This window comes from Micromonospora sp. NBC_01392, assembly GCF_045040125.1.
Lineage (GTDB): Bacteria > Actinomycetota > Actinomycetes > Mycobacteriales > Micromonosporaceae > Micromonospora.
The window spans coordinates 1861219-1877172 of record NZ_CP109549.1; the positions used below are offsets into that span (position 1 = coordinate 1861219).

The window sequence follows — 15954 nt, forward strand, 5'->3', positions numbered from 1 at the left end:
GGTGACGCCTCGGCGTCACCCGCACCACCACGTGCGCCCATCGGAGCGACAGGAGGAGCAGATGACCGGACGATTCGCCTACGGGCTCCGGGTCTACGGGCTGGACGACGTCACCGACCTGATGCCGGCCGAGCCCGGGGACGACCTGCCCGAGGTGACGATCCGCCAGCACGACGGCCCGCGCCCCACCGAAGTGCCGCTGGACCGGTGGCGGCAGGTGCGCCTGCTCGCCGACGGACGGCACCTCACCGTCGACCGGCGGACCGGCACGGCCACGTTCCACGGGCCGCCGTTGACGCCGGACCTGCTCGCCCACCCCTACCTGGCGCCACCGGCCGTGGTGGTGAACCGGTGGGCGGGGCGGGAGACGTTCCACGCCGGCGCGTTCGTCCGGCACGGGCGCGCGTACGCGGTGCTCGGCCCGCGTACCGCCGGCAAGAGCAGCCTGCTCGCGGCGCTCGCCGCCCGGGACGTGCCGGTGCTGGCCGACGACGTGGCGGTGGTGCACGACGGCGCGGTCTTCGCCGGACCGCGCTGCATCGACCTGCGGCAGCCGGTCCCCGGCGCGGCCCTGGCCGGCCGGACCGCGCGGGAGGGCAGCCGGACCCGGGTGCCGCTGCCGCCGATCGCCGTCCGCGCGCCGCTGGCCGGCTGGTTCTTCCTGCGCTGGGGCGACGGGCCGGCGGCGACCCGGCTGGCCGCGATCGACGCGCTGGGCCGGCTCGCCGCCGAGCGGTCCTGGCCGCAGTTGCCGTCCGACCCGGCCGTGCTGCTCGGCCTGGCGGCGTTGCCCGCCTGGGAACTGACCCGCCCCCGGGACTGGACCGCGTTGGAGCGGACGTGGCGGCTGATCGCATCGGTGACCGAGTCCGCCGACCTCGCCACGGCGGGCCGGCCGGCCTGATCAGCGGTCGCCGGCCAACCCCTGCGGCGCGGGGTCGCGGGGCGACGGCGGATGCTGCCGCAACCACAGGTGCTGCACCAGCCCGGCGGTGCACTCCGGAATCGGCCACCGGCTCCAGGCCGCGCGCAACGCGGCCGGATCCACCACCGACTCGTCCACGCCGCCGCCGTCCCAGCTCCGCACGAACTCGCGCGTCGGCGTGCGCAGGAACACGTCCAGGAAGTGTGCCTTGCCCTGCCGCTGGAACAGCAGCGGCGGCAGGTGGCCGGCGGCCACCTCGGCGAGCAGGTCGCGGCGGGCCACGCCACGGCGGTGACCGGCGGTGACGGCGAGCGCCGCCACGAACCCCGGATCGAGGAACGGATGCCGGACCAGGACGGCGTGGTCCGCACCCATCCGGTCGAACGAGGCCACGGTGAGCCGCAGGTCACGGCGGCGCAGGTGCCAGGCCATCCGCCGGTCCAGCCGGGTCGGCTCGGCCCGCCGCTCGGCCCGGTGCCGGCGCAGCACCTCCTCGGCCGCCGCCGGCCGCAGCCAGGGGAACCGGTCGACGCCGGACGGCCCCCGTCGCCATCGGGCCCGCACGCGGGACGCCCGGTGGCGCAACCGACGGTACGGCGAGGCCGGCAGCGGTGGCCGCCAACCGGCGAGGATCTGATCGCCGCCGGCGCCGGTCAGCATCGACCCGCCGGCCGCCAGCTCGACGATCGGCAGGTGCAGGTGGGTGTTCAGGGGATGGCACACGCCGTAGCAGTGCAGGAACCGTTGCGCCACCGGGCCGACCAGATCGAGGTCGTCGTCCGCGCGCAGGATCTGCCAGCGGTCCCGCAGGCCCAGCGCGTCGATGACGCGGTCCTGCCAGCTCGACTCGTCGGCGGCCGGCGCGCCGGTGAAACGCCAGGTCACCGGCACCGGCGCGGGCAGGCCGTGCCGGGCGGCCACCCGGGCGGCCACGGCCAGCACCACTGACGAGTCGAGGCCACCGGAGAAGCTGACCAGGCAGGGCGCGCGACGAACAGCCGGCAGCACCGCCGCCTCCAGCGCCGCCAGCGGGGACCCGACGACCGGAGCCGGCGGACCGGTGCGGTCCGCCGGCTCGACGCCGGGCACCAACCCGGTGGCCAGCTCGTACGGTGACGGCCATGGTGCGGACACCCGGGCGTCGACTGTCGACTCGGTCATGTCGGCTCCTGGTGAGCGGGTCGCGGTGGTGCGCCCGGTCCTCAGAGGGACGCGCCGCTGCCGCCCGTCCCGTCGCCGACGGGAAGCTCGCCGCCCCGGGTCAGCTCGGCCAGCGTGCCGAGCCGGGTCAGCCGCGGCGGCCGGTAGCCGTCGACCACTGTGGGCTGCGCGTCGGTCGGGGTTGTCTGCGGTGTGGTCATGTGTCGGTCCTCCGTGCAGGTCGAAGTGGACGGTGCCGTTCCGTCCGCACTGTCTATCGACGGGGCGACCGGACGGACACGGGGTGGCCAGAAATACACCCGATCGCGTGACTCGTCGCACCCGGTGAACATGTCGACACGCTGGGTAGAAATGCCCCGCGCTCCTCAACCGATCGGCGGCCATCGCCGTACACCCGGTCGGTCGGCGTGCCCCCCGCGCCGGCCGAGAGGAGCGTGGCGGATGGACCGCAGACGGATGACAGCCATCGGCGTACTGGTGGCGGCGGCCGGACTGACGGCGGCGGTGACGCTGCCGTCGTTCGCCGGTGAGGAACCCCGGCGGGCGGCCCCGGCCGCCGACGGCATCGCCCCGGAGGTCCTGGACGCGCTGGGCCGCGACCTCTCGCTCACCCGTGACCAGGCGATCCGCCGGCTGAAGACCGAACGCTGGGCGGCCGGCACGGTCAGCAGGCTGCGCACCGAACTCGGCGCCGGCTACGGCGGGAGCTGGCTCGGCGACGACGGCACCACGCTCACCGTGGCGGTGACCGATGCGGCCGGGGCGGCGCGGGTAACCGCGGCCGGCGCGGTGCCGAAGCGGGTGCAGCGGGGCGTCGCCGAGTTGGACGCGGTGAAGACCCGGCTAGACGCGGCTGGCGCGGACGCCAGCCCGGACATCGCCGGCTGGTACGTCGACGTGGCCAGCAACTCCGTGGTGGTGGTCGCCCGGCCCGGCGCGGAGGCCACCGGCCGCCGCTTCGCCGCCGCCGGCGGGACCACCGGCCCGGTCCGGGTGCGGACCGCCGACGAGACCCCGCGCCCGCTGTTCGACGTGCGGGGCGGCGACGCGTTCCTCATCAACAACGCCGGCCGCTGCTCGGTCGGCTTCTCCGTGGTCGGGGGCTTCGTCACCGCCGGGCACTGCGGCCAGCCGGGGGACCGCACCACCGGCGGCAACCGGGTCGCCCAGGGCACGTTCGCGGCCTCGTCGTTCCCCGGTGACGACTGGGCCGTGGTCGAGACCAACGGCGACTGGACGCCGCAGGGCGTGGTGAACGACTTCAACGGCGGCACGGTGCCGGTGAACGGCTCCACCGAGGCCCCGGTCGGCGCGTCGATCTGCCGGTCCGGCTCCACCACCGGCACCCGCTGCGGCGTGGTGCAGGCCAAGAACGCCACCGTCAACTATCCGGAGGGAACGGTCACCGGGCTGACCCGGACCGACGTCTGCGCCGAGCCGGGCGACTCCGGCGGCGCGTGGCTCTCCGGTGACCAGGCGCAGGGTGTCACCTCGGGCGGTTCCGGCGACTGCACCCGGGGCGGCGTGACGTTCTTCCAGCCGGTCAACGAGATCCTCCAGCGCAACAACCTGACGCTGGTCACCGCCGGCGGCCAGCCGGCGCCCGCGGAGCCACCGTCCGGTGGCGACCAGACCGCCCCGCCGGCCGCCACGCCGCCCGCCGAGCCGCCGGCCGGCGACACCGAGTGCACCGGCCAGGTGAGCCGCACCGGCCGGATCGCCGCCGGGCGCGCGCAGGTGCAGCCGGACGGCCGCTTCTTCCGGGTGGCCGGCGGCGCGCAGGAGGCCTGCGTCGTCGCACCGGACGGTGCCCAGGTGGTGCTGGAGCTGCAACGCTTCACCGGCGGCGCGTTCCGCACCGTGGCCCGCGCGGCCACCGCCGACGGCACGGCCACGCTGACCGCCGACACCCCGGCCGGCGCCTACCGATACCGCGTGGTCGGGCTGTCCGGCGCCGGCGAGTACACCGTGGCGTTCTCCGCCCGCTGACCGCCGCCCGGCGGCCCACGGACCGCGGCCCCCGACCTCCACCGCCCGGTGGTCGGGGGCCGCGCCGCGTGCGGCTCAGCCCAGGGCGGCGACCGCGTCGGCGTACGCGGTGCCGGTGCGGACGGCGGCGGCCACCAGCACGGCCAGTTGGGTCGGCGCGACGCCGCAGGACAGGTCCGTGGTGACACCGGCGGCCAGCACCAGCGTCCCGTCGCCGGGCTCGTGCACGTAGGCGGCGGGCAGCAGGCGGTCGTGGTTCCAGGCGTTGCAGAACGCGTACGCCTCGGCGCGTCGGTCGGCCGGCAGCGTGCGCGCCGCGACCACCCGGGCGTGCAGCACCTCGCCGAGCACGCGGAACTGGATCGTCGCCTCGCCCCACCGGCCGACGAGCGTGCCGTCCGGCTCCACCGTGACCGCCTCGCGGCGCGCCGCCAGCGCGGCGGTGAGCAGCGCGGCGTCCAGCGGGACCGGCTCCTCCGGGCCGGGCGGACCCGGGTCGGCCGGGTCGGCCTCCGGCTCCTCGTCGAACTCGCTCTCCGCCGCCAGCGACACCGGCCCGGCGAGCGGCCGTTCGGCCAGCCAGGAGGCGATCCGGCCGGACTGGTGCCCGGTGCCGTTGCGGGCGTCGAAGCTGCCGGCCAGCGCGGTGGCCAGCGCCTGGAGCTGCGCGCCGAGCGTGGCCACGTCCACCTCGGCCGCCGGCCGGGAGCCGTGCCCGGGGCGGTGGATCCGCCGCCCCCCGAGACCGGCCTCCGCGGCCAGCCCGCAGAGCAGCGCGCCGGCCGCCGCGAACTCCATCGCGGACAGGTCGTCGGCCGGCCGGTCCAGCCGGGGCAACTGCTCGGTCAGCAGTTCCAGGCCGCGGTGCGGGTACCCGCCCAGCGCGCAGAACCGCAGGTGCGTGGCGAGCAGCGGGAACGCGGCCCGCTCCCGACGGTGCCGGCGGTACGCGCGGACGTGCGCCCGCGCCGCCTGGACCACCGCGCCGGTCCGCAGCCACGGCAGCAGCCCCGCCGTGAGTGACCGTTCGGGCTGGTCGGTGCAGTCCGGCGCGCCGGCCGCCGCATCGCGCTCGCCATCGTGCCGGCCGTGCTGGCCATCGTGCCGGCCGTGCTGGCCGTGGTGCCGGCCGTGCTCGCCCAGTGCCGCCACGGCCGCCTCCGGCTCACCCCAGCCGGTCAGCAGCTCGGCCCGCCGGGCCGGGGCGCAACCCGGGCAGCCGCCCACCGGGTCGGCCGCGTCCCCGGCCGTCCACCGCTGGTACGCGCGCCGGGCGGCCGGCTCGTCGCCGAGGTGGTCGGCGAGCCGGCAGCGCAGCTCGGCGACCGGCGTGGCGTCCGGCCCCAGCTCGTCGGCGAGCGTGTCGGTGAGCGACCGGATCTGGTCCAGCCCGACCCGGGGCGTGCCGAGCGCCGCCTCCACCGCCTGCCGCTGGTGCCGACGCAGCCGGACCAACTCGTCGGGGTGGGCGTCGAGCAGCCCCGGATGCCGGTCCAGCGTGGCCCGTAGGCGGCGTACCGGCTCCACGGTCCGCCACCGCTCGCCCCGGTGCAGGTACGCCTCGACCAGCGCGAACCGCGCCGACAGGGCGGTACGCGGGTCGTCGGCGGCGTCGGCGCGGGCCGCGATCCGGTCCAGCTCGGCGCAGCGTTCCTCGTCGTCCGGCCGGTCCCGGGCGTCGGCGAGCGCGGCGGCCAGTGACCGGTCGCGGGCCGCGGTCACCGGAGCGTCCCGCCGGGCAGGTCGGCGACGGCGGCGGCGAGCTGGCAGCCGGTGGTGACGCCGCAGTCGACCAGCCGGTCGAGCTGGTGCGGGGTGACGCCGCGCTCCAGGTCGGTGGTGACCTCGCCGCAGACCTGGGCGACGCCGTCGTCGTCGACGTGCACGTACGCCTTGGGCCAGAGCCGGTCGTGGTTCCACGTGTTGCAGAACGCGTGCAGCCCGGGCACCCGCTCGATGCCGAACCGGTGCGCGGCGACGGTGCGCACCTGGATCAGCTCGCCGGCCGCGCCCCGGCGGTGGAACCAGATCAGGCTGCGTTCCCAGCGGCCGACGAGCGCGCCGTCGGGTTCCTCGGCCACCGCGTACCCCCGGTGGGCCAGCACGGCGGCGATCAGCTCGCCGGTCAGTGGCCGCAGTGCCTGCGGGTGTCCGGTCAGGGGACCGTCCGGACCGTCCTCGATCTCCGGCGACGCCATCGGGCATCCCTTCTGAGGCGAATAACACAAACGACGGCCCGGCCCGCGCTGCGACACGCGCACCCGACCCGGAAAAGCGGCGTTCCGCCGGTTACCGCCGTTACCGTGACTCTATGGCGGGCCGTACCTCTCAGGCGAGCCGGCGGCGCGGCGCGTCGCCGCGCGGAACCACGAACAACCGTGCCCGTCAACCGGCGAAGAAGGCGGCGCGCAAGCCGGCCCGGCGGCGGCCGACCCGCGGGCCGAGCCCGGCCGCGTTCGTCGGCGGCGCGGTCAACGCACTGTGGATGGGGCTGGCGCACTCGGTCGGCTGGGCGTTCCGGGCCGCCGGCCGGCAGGCCGCGTCCACCCGGGAGCTGGACCCGGAGCACCGCCGCGACGGCGCCGGCCTGCTCCTGTTCGGGCTGGCCATCCTTGCCGCGGTGGGCATCTGGGGCGGCGGCGCGGGGCCGGTCGGCCGGCACCTGGCCGACACGGTGCGCCTCTTCTTCGGCGCGATCTCCATCGTGCTGCCGGTGCTGTTCATGATCGGCGCGTGGCGGTTGATGCGCACGCCGGTGGACCCGGAGCATCGCGGTCGCGGCCTGGTCGGCTGGGGTTCGATGCTGCTGGCCACCGCCGCGATGCTGCACATCGGCCAGAACCCGGTCGACGAGGTGCAGCGCGACTACGCCGGCGGCCTGATCGGCGCCGGCCTGGGCGACCTGCTGAAGTCGGCGGTGACCGCCTGGGTGGCCATGCCGCTGCTGTTCCTGCTGCTGGTGTTCGGCCTGCTGGTGGTGACCGCGACGCCGATCAACCGGATTCCGGAGCGGCTCGGGCTGCGCGCCGGCCTGATCCCGACCGACGACGTCGAGGCGGAGGAACCGGTCGAGGCCGTCGCGCCGCCGAAACCGGCGCGCAAGCGGCCGGCGAAGCGGCTCCCGCCGCCGCTGGACCCACCGGACCCGGACGACGAGCTGGCCGGCGTGGACCTCCAGGAAACCATCGTGCTGCCGCGCAAGCTGCCCAAGGTGCCGGCGAACCGCAAGCCGGCCGAGCCGCCGGAGCACTCGCCGCTGCCCACCCGCGCCGAGCAGCTCGCGCTCACCGGCCTGGCCGGCGACTACACGTTGCCGCCGGCCAACATGCTCGGCGCCGGCGCCGCGCCGAAGACCCGGAGCAAGGCCAACGATGAGGTGATCGCGGCGTTGACCGGCGTGTTCGACCAGTTCGGGGTGGACGCCGAGGTCACCGGCTTCACCCGGGGCCCGACCGTGACCCGCTACGAGGTCGAGCTGGGGCCGGGCGTCAAGGTCGAGCGGATCACCCAACTCTCCCGCAACATCGCGTACGCGGTGAAGTCGCCGGACGTGCGGATCCTCAGCCCGATCCCGGGCAAGAGCGCGGTCGGCGTGGAGATCCCGAACACCGACCCGGAGAACGTGTCGCTCGGCGACGTGCTGCGGTCGCGCAACGCGACAAGCGACCACCACCCGATGGTGGTGGCGCTCGGCAAGGACATCGAGGGCGGCTACGTGGTGGCCAACCTCGCGAAGATGCCGCACATCCTGATCGCGGGCGCCACCGGCGCCGGCAAGTCGTCCTGCCTGAACTCGCTGCTGGTGTCCATTCTGACCCGGGCCACGCCGGACGAGGTGCGGCTGCTGCTGATCGACCCGAAGCGCGTCGAGATGACCGGCTACGAGGGCATCCCGCACCTGGTCACGCCGATCGTCACCAACCCCAAGAAGGCGGCCGACTCGCTGGACTGGGTCGTGCGCGAGATGGACATGCGCTATGACGATCTCGCCGCCAACGGGGTCCGGCACATCGACGACTTCAACCGCAAGGTGCGCAACGGCGAGATCAAGGCCCCGCCCGGCAGCGAGCGGGAGATGCGCCCCTACCCGTACCTGCTGGTGATCGTGGACGAGCTGGCCGACCTGATGATGGTCGCGCCGCGTGACGTGGAGGACTCGGTCGTCCGGATCACCCAGCTCGCCCGGGCCGCCGGCATCCACCTGGTGCTGGCCACCCAGCGCCCCTCGGTGGACGTGGTCACCGGCCTGATCAAGGCGAACGTGCCGTCCCGGTTGGCGTTCGCCACCTCGTCGCTCGCCGACTCCCGGGTCATCCTCGACCAGCCCGGCGCGGAGAAGCTGCTCGGCCGCGGTGACGGCCTGTTCCTGCCGATGGGCGCGTCGAAGCCGGTACGCATCCAGGGCGCCTGGGTGACCGAGCGCGAGATCGCCGACGTGGTCAAGTTCTGCAAGGACCAGCGCGAGCCGGAGTTCCGCAAGGACGTGCTCGCCCCGGCGCAGGACAGCAAGAAGAAGATCGACGAGGACATTGGCGACGACCTCGACCTGCTGGTGCAGGCCGTCGAGCTGGTGGTCACCTCGCAGTTCGGCTCGACCTCGATGCTCCAGCGCAAGCTGCGGGTCGGTTTCGCCAAGGCGGGCCGGCTGATGGACCTGATGGAGACGCGGGGCGTGGTCGGCCCGTCCGAGGGCTCCAAGGCGCGCGACGTGCTGGTCAAGCCGGACGAGCTGGAGGAGGTCCTGGTCGGCCTGCGGGGCGGCGAGGAGTAGACCCGGTCACGACGAGGGCCCGCCGGAAAACGGCGGGCCCTCGTCGTGCTGGTGGTGCGATCAGGCGTTCAGGAGCGCGGCGGCGATGATGAAGCCGAGGACGGCGCCGGCGACGCTCGCGGCGGCGGCGTACCAGCCGAGGGGCTTGTCGCCGAGCACGGCGCCCACGATGCCGAGGATCACGCCGAGGACCCCGAAGATCAGCGGGGACAGGAAGAGCGCGAGCGCCGCGAAGACGAACGCGATGATGGTGCAGATCCGGGCGGCGTTGCTGCGCTGACGGGCGGTGGCGTGGACGTCGGCCATGGTGTCCTCCGTGAGTGATCTTCTCGATGAGCTGGGGATCACCTACCCCGGCGCGGCCGCTGTCCAAACCGGATGACGCATCGATCAGTGAAACACCTTGAGGCCGACGACGCCGGCGACCACCAGCAGCAGGCAGGCGATCCGGGGCAGGTTGGCCGGCTCGCCGAGCGCGACCATGCCGACCAGCGCGGTGCCCACCGCGCCGATGCCGACCCACACCGCGTAGCCGGTGCCGACCGGGATGTCGCGCAGCGCGTACGCCAGGCCGGCCATGCTGCCGACGAGCGTGACGGCGAAGACGGCGGAGGGGACGGGGCGGGTGAAGCCGGCGCTGCGGTCCAGGGCGATCGCCCACGCGGTCTCCAGCAGTCCGGAGAGCACCAACACGATCCAGGCCATGACGGATCACCTCTGACGGGCGGGCCCGGCGGTCGCACCGGGCAGCGGTCGATTCACGCGGGGCGTCGTGCCTGACCGGGTACGCCCACCACTCGTCCGGGGCGGCCCGGGGACCGCCACGTCCGACGCTAGCACCGGCGGGGCGGGTCGGCCGGCGTGGTGACGAAGCCCACCATCACTGGAGTTGACGTCAACTTCAGGTTGCACGATGGGCCCATGACGGTGCTCTTCTCCGACGAGGACGTGGCGGCGGTCGTGGACGCCCCGCTCACCGTCGCCGCCATGCGGGACGCGTTGCTGGCCTCGTACGCCGGGCGGCTGATCGCCCCGCCCCGGGCGTCCGCGTCGCTCGGCGGCGGCCGGATGGTGCTCACCGCCGGCCACCTGACCGGTGAGTGGTACGGCTTCCGCTCGTACGACACGTTCGGGCACCCGGAGAGCGGGCAGCTCGTCGTGCTGCACGACGCGCGTACCGGCGCGGTCCGGGCCATCGCGGTCGGCGACGAGCTGGGCTCGCGGCGCACCGGGGGACTGGGCGGCGTGGCGGTGGACGCGCTGGCCCGACCGGACGCCGCCACGCTCGGCGTGGTGGGTTCCGGACGCCAGGCGTGGACCCAGGTCTGGGCCGCCGCGGCGGTCCGGTCGCTGCGCGAGGTGACAGTGCACAGCCGCTCGGCCGCCCGGCGGGAGGCGTTCGCCGCCCGGGTCCGGGCCGAGCTGGGCGTGCCGGCCCGGGCCGTCGGCTCCGCCGCCGCCGCGGTACGTGACCGCGATCTCGTGGTGCTGGCCACCACCAGCACCACCCCGGTGCTGGCCGCCGCCGACCTGGCCCCGGGCACACACGTCAACACCGTGGGCTTCAAGCAGGTCGACCGGCACGAGTTCGGCACCGACCTGCTCGACGCCGCCGACCTGCTGGTCACCGACTCGCCGGGGCAGGCCGCCGCGTACGCCCCGCCGATGCTCGCCGCCGTCGAGCCGTACGCCGGGCGGCTGCGCGACCTGGGCGCGGTGCTGGCCGGCGCGGTCCCCGGCCGGACCCGCGCGGACCAGATCTCGGTCTTCTGCTCCACCGGCCTGGCCGGCACCGAGGTGTTCCTGCTGGACCGCCTGGCCCGCACCCTCGCGCCCGCGCGCCCGGCGCGGTGAGACGGGAACCCTTCTCTACCGCAGGCGTTAAGAAGGGGCCCTTCCTTGCACCTGTACCCTCGGATGGTGTCTGATTCTTTGTCTCCGCGGCGGGTTGCGCTGCTGACGCTGGGGTGCGCGCGCAATGAGGTCGACTCGGAGGAGCTGGCCGCCCGGCTGCACGCCGACGGCTGGCAGGTGACCACCGACGGCGAGGGCGCCGACGTGGTGGTGGTGAACACCTGCGGTTTCGTGGAGAAGGCGAAGCAGGACTCGATCCAGACGCTGCTGGCCGCCGCCGACACCGGCGCCAAGGTGGTCGCCGCCGGCTGCATGGCCGAGCGGTACGGCCGTGAGCTGGCCGACAGTCTCCCCGAGGCGCAGGCGGTGCTCAGCTTCGACGACTATCCGGACATCGCCGCCCGGCTCGACGCGGTGGTGGCCGGCGAGGCGATCTCCGCGCACACCCCGCGCGACCGGCGCGAGCTGCTGCCGCTGACGCCGGTGAAGCGCCGCGAGGCGGCGGTCTCGCTGCCCGGCCACGGCACGCCGACCCGGGTCGCGCCGGAGACCGACGCGCACACCCCGGCGCACCTGCGGCAGGTGCTGCGGCACCGGCTCGACACCGGCCCGGTGGCCTCGCTGAAGCTGGCCAGCGGCTGCGACCGGCGGTGCGCGTTCTGCGCCATTCCGGCGTTCCGTGGGGCGTTCGTCTCGCGTACCCCGGACGAGCTGCTCGCCGAGGCCGAATGGCTGGCCAAGACCGGCGTACGGGAGCTGGTGCTGGTCAGCGAGAACTCCACGTCGTACGGCAAGGACCTGGGCGACCCGCGCGCGCTGGAGAAGCTGCTGCCGCAGCTCGCCGCCATCGACGGGATCGTGCGGGTGCGGGCGAGTTACCTCCAGCCGGCCGAGACCCGGCCGGGCCTGGTCGAGGTGATCGCCACCACGCCCGGCGTGGCCGCGTACTTCGACCTGTCGTTCCAGCACTCGAGCGAGCCGGTGCTGCGCCGGATGCGCCGGTTCGGCTCCACCGACCGGTTCCTGGAGCTGCTCGCCTCCGCCCGCGCGCTGGCGCCGGAGGCGGGCGCGCGGAGCAACTTCATCGTCGGCTTCCCGGGCGAGACGAAGCAGGACGTGGCCGAGCTGGTCCGGTTCCTGACCGAGGCGCGGCTGGACGCGATCGGCATGTTCGACTACAGCGACGAGGACGGCACCGAGGCCGCCGGGCTGCCCGGCAAGGTCTCCGCCGCCACGGTCAAGCGGCGCTACGACAAGCTCAGCGCGCTCGCCGACGAGCTGTGCTCGCAGCGGGCCGAGGATCGGCTCGGCTCGACGGTGGAGGTGCTGGTGGACTCGGTCGCCGACGGCGTGGTCGAGGGCCGGGCCGCGCACCAGGCCCCCGAGGTCGACGGGTCGACCACGCTCGTCGCGCCGGACGGCGTCGGGGTGGACCTGGCCGCGCTGCGCCCGGGTGACCTGGTCCGGGCCCGGGTGACCGCGACCGAGGGGGTCGACCTGATCGCCGTACCGGATGAGATGATCTCGGCGGCGCCCGGCGCGGCACGGTGACGGCGGGCCCGGACGGAGCGGGGAAGCCACGTGGGGCGATGCCGGACATGACCGGGGCGGAGTCGACGGTGGCCGCTCCCGTGCCGCTGCTCAACGCGGCCAACCTGCTGACCGCGGCGCGGCTGGTGCTGGTGCCGGTCTTCGCGGTCACCGTGGTCGCGTCCGGGATGAGTCACGCCGGCTGGCGGATGGCGGCCTGCCTGATCTTCGTGGTGGCTTCGGCGACGGACCTGGTCGACGGCTGGATCGCCAGGCGGTTCGAGCTGGTCACCTCGCTGGGCAAGGTCGCCGACCCGATCGCCGACAAGGCGCTCACCGGCGCCGCGTTGGTGCTGCTCTCCGTCTACGACCGGCTGCCCTGGTGGGTGACCGTGGTGATCCTGGTCCGGGAGCTGGGCATCACCGCGTTGCGCTTCTGGGTGATCCGGCACGGGGTGATCGCGGCCAGCCGGGGCGGCAAGATCAAGACCGCGTTGCAGATCCTGGCCATCACCTGGTACCTCTGGCCGATGCCGGCGGCGCTGGCCCCGGTCGGTCCCTGGATCATGGGCGCCGCGGTGGCGGTCACGGTCGCCACCGGCTTCGACTACGTCGCCCAGGCGCTGCGGCTGCGTCGTCCCACGCGTTGATCCGGGCAGCCGGCGAGTAAGCCGGCGCGGCGCGGGAAGAAGGGGCGGTCATGGGAGACACCGACGCGCGACACCAGCGGCCCGCCGGCAGTCCGGCGGCCTCCGTGGTGCACCGCCTGCACGAGTGCGGCCAGACGCTGGCCACGGTCGAGTCGCTGACCGGTGGGCTGCTCGCCGCCGCGATCGTGGAGATCGCCGGTGTCAGCGCGATCTACCGGGGCGGGCTGGTGGTCTACGCCACCGAGCTGAAGGCGGTGCTGGCCGGTGTGCCGGAGGACCTGCTGGCGGCGCGCGGGCCGGTCGACCCGGACGTGGCCGTCGCGCTGGCCGAGGGCGGGCGGCGGCGCTGCGGCGCGGACTGGGGACTGGCCACCACCGGCGTGGCCGGGCCGGAGCCGCAGGACGACAAGCCGGTCGGCCTGGTCTACGTGGCGGTCGCCGGCCCGACCGGCAGCGACGTGCACCGGCTCGACCTCGACGGCGGCCGGGACCACATCCGCTCGGCCGCAGTGATCGAGGCGCTGCGCCTGCTCGCCGAGCACATCCCGGGCACCGACGACGCCGGGGTCGCCGACCCGGCGGGCGCCAGCCGGCGGTGAGCCGTCCGACCGCCGACGCGCCCGGCCGCGGGGTCGCCGGCACGGCGTGCTGCACAGGATTGGAGAGGCGGGGTGGGATGTCGTCGTGGCGGTCAACGGGTACGGTTGCGGGAAGGCTCCGGCGGGCGACGCCGGCGCCGGGGCGGACCGCCGTCCCCGGCGCGGTGCGGTCCGGCCGGACAGGTGTCCCGTCAGGGGAGGTGCGATGGTCCTGCTACGCCGGGTGATCGGTGACGCACTGCGGGCGCGCCGGCAGGGGCAGCACCGCACCCTCCGCGAGGTCTCGTCCGCGGCCAACGTCAGCCTCGGTTACCTGTCCGAGATCGAACGCGGCCAGAAGGAGCCCTCCAGCGAACTGCTCGCCGCGATCTGCGACGCGCTCGGCGCCCGCCTGTCCGAGCTGCTGCGCGAGGTGAGCGACACGGTCGCGTTGGCCGAGCAGATGCCCGGCGTGCTGGTGCCGGTGACCGACGAGCCGACGCCGGTGGCCCCGCCCGCCGTGCGCAAGGCCACCAACCGGGGTGTCCGGCAGGTCACCACCGACGGCGCGGTGGCCGTCCAGGTCCGGCAGGATTCGCCGCTCAAGGCGACGCTGCGCAGCACCCGCGTGCGCCCCGCCGAGCGGGACGTGGTCTGCGCCGCCTGACCGACCGGTCCGCGCGATGGTCGTCGGTGGCGCGTGCGTCGTACTGTTGATCAGGGTCGTACGGGTGCCGGAGTGGTGTCCGACTGGGACGATGTAGGCGCGACACTACTGAGGGGACGAGGCGGAGATGGCGAACCCGTTCGTCAAGGGTTGGAAATACCTGATGGCGCTCTTCGGCGCGAAGATCGACGAGCACGCCGATCCGAAGGTGCAGATCCAGCAGGCGGTCGAGGAGGCGCAGCGGCAGCACCAGGCGCTGGTCCAGCAGGCCGCGGCGGTGATCGGCAACCAGCGCCAGCTGGAGATGAAGCTGTCCCGGCAGATGACCGAGGTGGAGCAGCTCCAGGGCAACGCGCGGCAGGCGCTCGCGCTGGCCGACCAGGCCCGGGGCCGGGGCGACGAGACCGAGGCCGGGCGCTACGAGCAGTCCGCCCAGTTGCTCGCCACCCAGCTCGTCTCCGGTGAGCAGGCGCTGGAAGACCTCAAGACGCTGCACGACCAGGCGCTCGGCGCGGCCGCGCAGGCCCGCAAGGCGGTCGAGAACAACTCGATGATCCTCCAGCAGAAGCTCGCCGAGCGCACCAAGCTGCTCAGCCAGCTCGAGCAGGCCAAGATGCAGGAGAGCGTGGCGAAGTCGCTGGAGTCGATGTCGTCGCTCACCGCGCCGGCCAGCACCCCGTCCCTGGACGAGGTGCGGGACCGCATCGAGCGCCGCTACGCCACCGCCATGGGCCGGGCCGAGCTGGCCGGCAACTCGGTCGAGGGCCGGATGCTGGAGATCCAGAAGGCGACGCTCGACTCGGCCGGGTCCTCCAGGCTGGAGCAGATCCGGTCGAGCATGGCCGGCGAGCAGCTCGGCGGCCAGCAGCAGCGGCCCGCCGTGGGGCAGCCGACCGACCCGGCCGCCGCCGCCCGGCTGGACGAGATCCGGGCCAGCATGAGCCGGGACCGCGGCGCCGGGGAGAGCACCACCGGCTGACGGACGAGGGAGAGCGATGGCGGACGAGCGGACGCGACACTTCCGGCGGCTGGCCAAGCTGCGTCGTTCGGCGCGGCGGTGGAGCGTGCTGGCCGGTGGGCTGGGCGGCGCCGCCGCGGTGCTCACCCCGTACGCCGGCCTGGGGCTGCCGGACGCGGCCTGGGCCGGCGCCGCGGGCAGCGCGGTCGCGGTGGCCGCCTGGCGCTGGATCGACCACCGGGCGCTCGCCGCCGTGCCGGCCCCGCCGGCGCTCGACCCGGCCGAGGCCGCCGCCCGCTCCCGGGCCCGGCTGGTCGCCGCCGTCGAGCGGCTGCCCGTCGGCCCCGGCGTCCTCGCCGAGGTACGCCGCGTCCGGTCCCGCCTCGCGCTGCGCGGCACCTCCGCGGCCGAGCCGTGGGCCCGCCTGGACCGCGCCGCGCTCACCCTCGGCGGGCTGGCCGGTCGGCTGACCGGGCTGGCCGAGCCGGCGGTCCGGGAGGCCGCCGAGGCGGACCATTCCCTGCGCGAGCTGGCCGGACGGGTGGCCGGTGTGGAGCGCGCGTTGAAGCTGGCCCCGCGCGGGCCGCTCGCCGAGGTGCACGCCACGCTCGTCGCCCAGCTTGAGGAGGGCGTGGCCGCCTACGAGCGGCTGGTGGTGGCCGCCGCCGGCTACGTAGCCGAGGACGCCCGCCCCGACACCCACCACCCGGCCGCCGCCCGCCTCACCGAGGCCACCGACCTGCTCCACGGCGTCGCCTCCGCCCTGGCCGAACTCCGCACCCCCCTCAGAACCACCCCCTGACCCCGCCCTTTCACGGGCGATCATGAGGTTGGCGGCGATGTCGATCTCCGATCCGGCCGTCAACTTCAT

16 protein-coding genes are annotated in these 15954 nt (G+C 75.1%); 10 read left to right on the forward strand and 6 right to left on the reverse strand.

The features are described 5' to 3' along the window. Positions 1-61 precede the first annotated feature (61 nt). A complete protein-coding gene (locus tag OG767_RS08725; RefSeq protein ID WP_405092939.1) occupies positions 62-904 on the forward strand; it encodes a hypothetical protein in 843 nt (280 codons plus the stop codon). On the opposite strand, the gene OG767_RS08730 is transcribed toward OG767_RS08725, so the two are convergent. Further along, positions 905-2086 carry an asparagine synthase-related protein gene (locus OG767_RS08730; protein WP_405092940.1) on the reverse strand — a complete coding sequence of 394 codons (1182 nt, stop codon included), beginning with the start codon at positions 2084-2086 and terminating at the stop codon, positions 905-907. It lies immediately after the preceding gene. 41 nt (positions 2087-2127) lie between these two features. Continuing rightward, entirely contained in the window at positions 2128-2286 is a 159-nt protein-coding gene (locus tag OG767_RS08735) for a lasso RiPP family leader peptide-containing protein (RefSeq protein ID WP_405092941.1), read from the reverse strand. Positions 2287-2527: 241 nt separating this feature from the next. Here OG767_RS08735 and OG767_RS08740 point away from each other — a divergent pair, with 241 nt between their 5' ends. Continuing rightward, on the forward strand, positions 2528-4075 hold the full coding sequence (locus tag OG767_RS08740) for a S1 family peptidase (RefSeq protein WP_405092942.1): 1548 nt from the start codon (positions 2528-2530) through the stop codon (positions 4073-4075). Between the two features lie 75 nt (positions 4076-4150). Here the strand turns inward: OG767_RS08740 and OG767_RS08745 are convergent, their stop codons facing one another. Next, entirely contained in the window at positions 4151-5797 is a 1647-nt protein-coding gene (locus tag OG767_RS08745) for a YbjN domain-containing protein (protein ID WP_405092943.1), read from the reverse strand. Beyond that, the gene (locus OG767_RS08750; protein ID WP_405092944.1) at positions 5794-6273 is read right to left on the reverse strand and encodes a YbjN domain-containing protein; all 480 of its coding nucleotides are present in this window, start codon (positions 6271-6273) and stop codon (positions 5794-5796) included. Before OG767_RS08750 ends, OG767_RS08745 begins: the two co-directional genes overlap by 4 nt. Before the next feature lie 113 nt (positions 6274-6386). Here OG767_RS08750 and OG767_RS08755 point away from each other — a divergent pair, with 113 nt between their 5' ends. Next, entirely contained in the window at positions 6387-8846 is a 2460-nt protein-coding gene (locus tag OG767_RS08755; RefSeq protein ID WP_405092945.1) for a DNA translocase FtsK, read from the forward strand. A gap of 60 nt (positions 8847-8906) precedes the next feature. Here OG767_RS08755 and OG767_RS08760 read toward each other — a convergent pair whose 3' ends face one another. After that, positions 8907-9152, reverse strand: coding sequence for a hypothetical protein (locus tag OG767_RS08760; protein ID WP_405092946.1), 246 nt, complete (start codon positions 9150-9152; stop codon positions 8907-8909). An 84-nt stretch (positions 9153-9236) separates the two neighbouring features. After that, on the reverse strand, positions 9237-9551 hold the full coding sequence (locus tag OG767_RS08765) for a multidrug efflux SMR transporter (RefSeq protein WP_107156050.1): 315 nt from the start codon (positions 9549-9551) through the stop codon (positions 9237-9239). Between the two features lie 216 nt (positions 9552-9767). Between OG767_RS08765 and OG767_RS08770 the strand changes: the two genes are divergently transcribed. The 7 genes from OG767_RS08770 to OG767_RS08800 all read left to right on the forward strand — a co-directional run bounded on the left by OG767_RS08770 (position 9768) and on the right by OG767_RS08800 (position 15885). Further along, positions 9768-10700: an ornithine cyclodeaminase family protein gene (locus OG767_RS08770; RefSeq protein ID WP_405092947.1), complete on the forward strand. Its 933-nt coding sequence runs from the start codon at positions 9768-9770 to the stop codon at positions 10698-10700. 63 nt (positions 10701-10763) lie between these two features. Beyond that, positions 10764-12251 (forward strand): 30S ribosomal protein S12 methylthiotransferase RimO, encoded by a 1488-nt coding sequence (gene rimO / locus OG767_RS08775; RefSeq protein WP_405092948.1) that lies wholly within the window; start codon positions 10764-10766, stop codon positions 12249-12251. Positions 12252-12298: 47 nt separating this feature from the next. Further along, entirely contained in the window at positions 12299-12880 is a 582-nt protein-coding gene (gene pgsA / locus OG767_RS08780; RefSeq protein WP_405094167.1) for a CDP-diacylglycerol--glycerol-3-phosphate 3-phosphatidyltransferase, read from the forward strand. Positions 12881-12930: 50 nt separating this feature from the next. Then, complete coding sequence (locus tag OG767_RS08785) at positions 12931-13479, forward strand: CinA family protein (protein ID WP_405092949.1); 549 nt, start codon at positions 12931-12933, stop codon at positions 13477-13479. A 205-nt stretch (positions 13480-13684) separates the two neighbouring features. After that, entirely contained in the window at positions 13685-14125 is a 441-nt protein-coding gene (locus tag OG767_RS08790) for a helix-turn-helix domain-containing protein (protein WP_107156055.1), read from the forward strand. A gap of 127 nt (positions 14126-14252) precedes the next feature. Beyond that, complete coding sequence (locus OG767_RS08795) at positions 14253-15104, forward strand: PspA/IM30 family protein (protein ID WP_396775966.1); 852 nt, start codon at positions 14253-14255, stop codon at positions 15102-15104. A 16-nt stretch (positions 15105-15120) separates the two neighbouring features. Further along, entirely contained in the window at positions 15121-15885 is a 765-nt protein-coding gene (locus OG767_RS08800; RefSeq protein ID WP_405092950.1) for a hypothetical protein, read from the forward strand. Positions 15886-15954 lie beyond the last annotated feature (69 nt).